This is a genomic window from Lapillicoccus sp. (assembly GCF_046595215.1).
In the GTDB taxonomy this organism is placed as follows: Bacteria; Actinomycetota; Actinomycetes; order Actinomycetales; family Dermatophilaceae; genus Lapillicoccus.
This window is the reverse complement of sequence record NZ_JBKJPP010000001.1, coordinates 1-5,988: the sequence shown is the minus strand read 5'-3', so window position 1 is coordinate 5,988 and position 5,988 is coordinate 1. Positions and strand designations below refer to the sequence as shown.

The following is a 5,988-nucleotide window of genomic DNA, read 5'->3' as shown; positions in this document are numbered from 1 at the left end:
CGGGGACTCGGTCGCCTCCGTGGCCAAGCAGCTCTACATGAGCGAGTCGACGGTCAAGACCCACATCTCGAAGCTCTACGACAAGCTCAAGGCCAACAACCGGGCGAGCGCCGTCGTGGCCGCCATCCGGTTGGGCTTCATCAAGTCCTGACCGACGCCCGGTGGAGCGTTCCCACCCGCTGATCGGGGACCCCCCCTGCGGACGTCCGATCAGAGGATGAGGCGGAGCCAGTCCACGAAGGCTCCGAGGAGGATCAGCGAGAAGCACAGGACGCTGAGGTCCAGCTGCTGCTTGTCCCTGCGCCGTCGTGCGGGCATCTCGGGCGTCGAGGTCCGGCCAGCCGCCCCCCTCCTCGTGATCGACCGACTCCAGATCCTGGTCACCCGAGTGCGCTGAACGCGTTGACGATGCTGATGGCGCCCGGACCGATGATGACGATGAAGAGCGCCGGGAAGATGCACAGCAGCATGGGAAAGAGGATCTTGACCGGGACCTTCTGCGCCTTCTCCTCCGCCAGCTGGCGGCGCGCCGAGCGCATCTCCTTCGACTGTTCCCGCAGGACGCTGGCCACCGGAAGGCCGAGGCGGTCGGCCTGGACCAGGGCGCTCACGAAGGTCTTGATCGCGGGGACCTTGGTCCGCTCCCCCAGGGATCCGAAGGCTGCCGCTCGGGACTTGCCGATCTGGATCTCCGAGATGACGCGGGCGAACTCCCCGGCCACGGGGCCCTCGACCGAGCGGGCCACCTGCATGAGGGCGGCGTCGAAGCCCTGCCCGGCCTCGACGCAGACGGTCAGCATGTCGAGCGCGTCGGCGAGGCTCCGCTGCAGGTCGTCCTGACGCTTGATGCCGAGGTTGTAGACGAGCAGGTCCGGGAGGAAGAATCCTGCCGCGGCGCCGGCGACGGCGAAGAGCACCCCCTTGAAGGACAGCCCTCCGAAGACCAGCCCCAGGACCGCCCCGGAGACCAGGGCGGCACCCTTGGCGCCGAGGACGCGGTCCGTGGTCCACCCTGCGGGGTTGCCTGCGAGGTCGAGCAGGTGACCGAGCCGTCCCGCTGCGCCTGCGGGCGAGAGCCTGACGCCGAGTGACCTGGTGGCCCGCAGGACGGGGATCAGGAGCCGGTCGCGGGCCGCGAGCTCGTTGCGGCCAACCTCGCGGGTGCTGACCTGCTGCTCGATGAGGGAGAGGCTCGCGGCGACGCCGGTTGCACCGCCGCCGAAGGCATATGCCACAACCGCGATGGCGACCGCGAGGAGCACGATGCCGCTAAGGAGCAGGAGCTCGGGGGGCATCAGACCTTCACCTCGACGACCTTGCGCATCCAGAAGATGCCGATGACCAGCGATACGAGGCCCGAGACGATCATGGACCAGCCCAGCAGATTGCTCCACAACAGGGCGATGTAGTCGTGGTTTGTCGTCAGACTGAACATGAAGATGCCGATCGGTAGGGCGACGAGGATGTATGCCGAGAGCTTGCCCTCGGCCGAGAGCGCACGGACCTGGCGCTGGATCGACTGGCGGTCGCGCAGGGTCCCGACAGTCGTGCGCAGTGTCTCCGCCAGGTTTCCACCGACCTGCCGCTGGATGCCGATGGCCATTGCCGTCCACTTCATGCTGCCGCTGTCCATCCGCAGGGCCATTCGCTCCAGGGCATCCTCGACGTCCGACCCGATCCGGGACTCGGCCATGGCGCGCCCGAACTCCTTGGCGGCCGGCTCGGCCGAGTCGCGGGCCACGGCGTCGAGGGCCTGCAGCAGTGAGAAGCCGGTGGACAGGCTGCTCGAGAGCAGCATGAGCACGTCGGGCAGCTGGTTCTCGAACTTCGTCGAACGGCGTTTGGCCAGGAACTTCAGGACGAAGGGGGGCCCGAAGAGGCCCAGGATCAGGCCGAGCACGACGCCGAACGTGCCCATGCCGCTGCCGCTGAACGCCACCAGCCCGCCGGCGACAGCCACGATCAGGGAGATGATCCGCAGCACCCACCACTCACCCGCCCGCCACGGCAGGTCGGCGCGCTGGAGCAGCGCCATGGTCTTGGACGTGGAGTCACGACCCTGCATGACCTTCTCGCCAAAGGACACGATCCCCTGGCTGAGTGCACTCGGCGTCACGGTGCGGCTCACCGGCGCCGCGGTGGGACTGAGGTAACGCTCGATCGCGGCGACCCGCACCGAGCGCTTGGATCGGAAGAGAGGTGCCGTGAGCACGGCGGCGCCGCCCACGAGACCGATGAACACGGCGAGGACGCCGACCAGCAGGGGGAGCGGCAGGCCGAGGGCGACGGCAGCCGGCGCGACGACAGGGACAGGCGGCGCGACCGGGACAGCCCGGGGGGCGGTGGTCTCAGCGACGCCGAGGCGCCGGGGTGCCGCCCCGAGATCGACCTTGACCCCGGCCGAGAAGGCCTGTCCTCCCGCGGTCCCGGAGAGGACGACGTCCTGGGCACCGAAGACCGACTCGGACGGTTGGACGACCCAGCGCACCTGCGACTCGAGAGCCTTGGCCGCGGACTGGAAGGCGGTCGACACGGCGGCAGTGTCCTCGGCCGCCGTGACGGGCCCCTGACCGGCTGCGGCGAGCTCCCCGAGGACGGCCGTGTCGCTGCTGCCGGTCTTGAAGGCGATGACGTGGGCCCGCACCCCGGAGCCGGCCAGGGCCTGGATCGCCTGGGGCTTCGTGGCGACACTGCGGTTGTCGGTGCCGTCGCTGAGGAGCAAGATGCTCCGGTCGCCGTCTGCGCCGAGCTGCTGGACCCCGAGGTTGACGGCGTCGAAGATCGACGTCTCGCCGTTCGACGTCAGTCCAGCGACGCCACGGGCCACCAGACCACGGTCGCGGGAGAGCGGTGCGACGACCGACGGCTGGCTGGAGAAGGCGATGAGGCCGACCTCGACGTCCGCCGGGACGGCGGCGAGGAAGGCGTTCACGGCATCGCGCACGGTCGCCATGCCGGCGGCGCCCATGGACCCGCTGGTGTCGACGACGATCATCGTCGCACGCCGGGCCTGGGCGATGGGGACGGTGCGGACCGGGAACTTGCTCCCCCCGACGCTGACGCTGAGGGTGCGGGGGTCGACCCCCCCTGAGGTGGCACCGGCACGGACGGTGAGCACCCCGCTGACGCTGCGATCGGCACCGATGGTGACCCCCGTCAGCTGCGCCGGGGTGGGTTCGGGCGCAGCAGCGGCCCGGGGCACACCGAGCAGGGCGACGGCGACCGCCGCGAGCAGGCAGAGCGTGAGACGGCGTGGCTGGCTCACAGCGCCCGTCCCCGGACGAAGAGGTCAGGCGGGAGGTCGACGCCCTGGTCGGCGAGCTCGCTGGCGAACTTGGGGCGCAGTCCGGTGGCAACGAGCGACCCGCGGAAACGTCCGTTCTCGTCGCGGCCGGCACCGTAGTCGAAGGTGAAGATGTCCTGCATGGTGATGACGTCCGTCTCCATGCCCTCGACCTCGGTGATCGCGGTGACCCGACGGGTGCCGTCCTTGAGGCGCGTCTGCTGGACGACGAGGTCCAGACCACTCGAGACCTGATCGCGGATGGCGCGGACGGGCAGGTCTATGCCGGCCATGAGGACCATCGTCTCGAGGCGCGAGAGGCTGTCGCGGGGCGTGTTGGCGTGGACTGTGGTGATCGAGCCGTCGTGTCCGGTGTTCATCGCCTGGAGCATGTCGAGTGCGGCTCCGTCACGGACCTCGCCGACGACGATCCGGTCGGGTCGCATGCGGAGGGAGTTCTTGACCAGATCGCGGATCGAGATCTCGCCACGCCCCTCGGTGTTGGAGGGGCGCGACTCGAGCCGCAGGACATGGTGTTGGCGCAGCTGGAGCTCTGCCGCGTCCTCGATGGTGACGATGCGCTGGTCGTCCGGGATGAAGCCCGACAGCACGTTGAGCAACGTCGTCTTACCCGAGCCGGTGCCGCCAGAGATGAGGATGTTGCGTCGGCCGATGACGCAGGCCGCAAGGAAGTCGCGGACCTGGGCGCTGAAGGTGCCGAAGGCAATGAGGTCGCGGTCGGTGAACGGGTCCGGCGAGAACTTGCGGATGGTCAGCATCGCCCCGTCGAGGGCGACGGGGGGGATGACCGCGTTGACGCGCGAGCCATCAGGCAGGCGGGCGTCGACGAGCGGGCTCGCCTCGTCGACCCGACGACCGACCCGGCCGACGATCTTGTCGATCGTCCGACGCAGGTGCGCCTCGTCCGTGAAGCGTACGTCGACCGGGTGGAGACGGCCCGCTCGCTCGACGTAGATCCGGTCCGCGCCGTTGACCATGATCTCGGTGACCTCCGGGTCCCGCAGCAGGGACTCGATCGGGCCGTGGCCGAGGATCTCGTCCGAGACCTCCTGGGCGATCCGGGCCCGATCGCTGGCCGAGAGCGGGGTCTGCTCGAGGTCGATCACTGTCTGCAGGGTCTGACGGACGCGGGCCTCGAGCTCGCTCTGCTCAAGGCGGGGGTCGTAGAGCTGGGGGCCCAGGGACTCCAGGAGGGCACGATGAACGCTGCCCTTGACGGAGGAGAAGGGATCGGCAACCCGGCTCACCGAGGCGACCGGGCGCGGCACGGCCGCCGATGACGCCTCCGTCGAGTTCACCGGCTGCTGAGCCCGACGGGCACTGTCGAGCCGGTCGGCAAGGCTCACTTCTTCCCTCCCCAGGACATCAGCCGCTTGGTGGTCCTGTGCCCGCGACGGCCGACGGAGTCCGGCAGCTGCCTGATGTGGCGGTCAGCCAGCTCCTTGATGGCGACGCTGACGGGATGGCGGGGGTCGTCGAGCACGATGACGACGCCGCGGTTGACCGAAGCGGGCACGTCGACGCTGCCGGGCACCATGATGGCGATGTCCTGCTTGATCGACGTCACGACGTCCTCGGACCGCAGGCCCACCTTGGCGTCGGACCGGTTCAGGACGACGACGCGCGACTCACGGGGGTTGCCGAGCAGGTCGAGGGTGTCGAGGGTGAGACGGAGGTTCTTCAGCGCCGGGATGTCGAGGGTCGCAATGAGGACGAGGATGTCGCTGAGGTCGAAGGCCGCCAGGACGTGGTCGGTGAACGCCGGCGGCGTGTCGATGATGACGAACTCGTAGTGCCGACGGGCGACGCGCAGCACCTCCGAGACGGTGGCACCCGGGATCCGGTCCGCGCCGCCCGGTCCGGACGGGGCGCAGAGCACATCGAGCCCGCTGGGGTGTGAGGTGACCACGGAACGGAGCCCCTGCTCGTCGAGGTGCCCGGTCATGGCGACCACCTCCTCCATGGTCTGGGTCGGCAGCAGCTGGAGGCTGATGCCGACGTCACCGAAGGCCAGGTCGAGGTCGATCACCAGGGTGCGGTGACCGCTCGCCGCGAGGTAGGCCCCGAGGTTGGTCGAGAACGTCGTCTTGCCGACCCCGCCCTTGGCCGAGAAGACCGTGACGATGCGGCCGCTCGTCTCGCCGGCGGAGCCGGCGTGGCCGCGCAGCCGGTCGGTCAGCTCCAGGCTGCGTCGGCAGGCATCGGCGAGGTTGGCCAGCTCGTCCGAGGCGACGACCTCCCGTGCCCCGGCGCGCAGGGCCTGGCCCAGCACACTGACGTCGAGCCGACGCCGCAGCAGGATGACCCCCGCCTCGGGGCGCTCGACGCGGGAGGTCTCGATGAGGGCACAGGCACCGTCCAGCTCGACGTCGGGACCGATGACGATGAGCTGCTCGTCGGGGTCCGCGGCGAGCGTGCGAGCCGCTGACGAGGCGTTCTCCACGGTGGTCACGCCCACGCCGATGGCGAAGGCGTATCGCTCGGCTGCGCCGATCTCGTTGTCCCAGAGGATCGTCATGATGGGTGCCTTTACTTTGCGAAGAGCGATGCGTCGGAAACGGATCCGGCCAGGTCGACCTTGACGTCGGTGCCCCGAAGACCCGCATAGAGGCGACCGGTCTGGATGCCGTGGACGAGCCGGGTGGCGTCCTCGGGCGGCAGGGCCACCGTCAGCAGGACGCTCG

Annotated in this window: 5 protein-coding genes; 1 reads left to right on the top strand and 4 read right to left on the bottom strand. The window is 69.7% G+C overall.

What is annotated here, in order from left to right:
• Window positions 1-151 (top strand): response regulator transcription factor (locus ACLL9L_RS00025; RefSeq protein WP_411282587.1); only part of this gene is annotated, 151 nt, incomplete at its 5' end.
• 229 nt (window positions 152-380) lie between these two features.
• Here the strand turns inward: ACLL9L_RS00025 and ACLL9L_RS00020 are convergent.
• The 4 genes from ACLL9L_RS00020 to ACLL9L_RS00005 are packed head-to-tail and all read right to left on the bottom strand — an operon-like array spanning window position 381 to window position 5,822.
• Window positions 381-1,295: a type II secretion system F family protein gene (locus tag ACLL9L_RS00020; RefSeq protein ID WP_411282586.1), complete on the bottom strand. Its 915-nt coding sequence runs from the start codon at window positions 1,293-1,295 to the stop codon at window positions 381-383.
• Complete coding sequence (locus ACLL9L_RS00015; protein ID WP_411282585.1) at window positions 1,295-3,265, bottom strand: VWA domain-containing protein; 1,971 nt, start codon at window positions 3,263-3,265, stop codon at window positions 1,295-1,297. Before ACLL9L_RS00015 ends, ACLL9L_RS00020 begins: the two co-directional genes overlap by 1 nt.
• A complete protein-coding gene (locus ACLL9L_RS00010) occupies window positions 3,262-4,650 on the bottom strand; it encodes a CpaF family protein (protein ID WP_411282584.1) in 1,389 nt (462 codons plus the stop codon). Before ACLL9L_RS00010 ends, ACLL9L_RS00015 begins: the two co-directional genes overlap by 4 nt.
• The gene (locus ACLL9L_RS00005; protein ID WP_411282583.1) at window positions 4,647-5,822 is read right to left on the bottom strand and encodes a CpaE family protein; all 1,176 of its coding nucleotides are present in this window, start codon (window positions 5,820-5,822) and stop codon (window positions 4,647-4,649) included. Before ACLL9L_RS00005 ends, ACLL9L_RS00010 begins: the two co-directional genes overlap by 4 nt.
• Window positions 5,823-5,988: the final 166 nt, after the last annotated feature.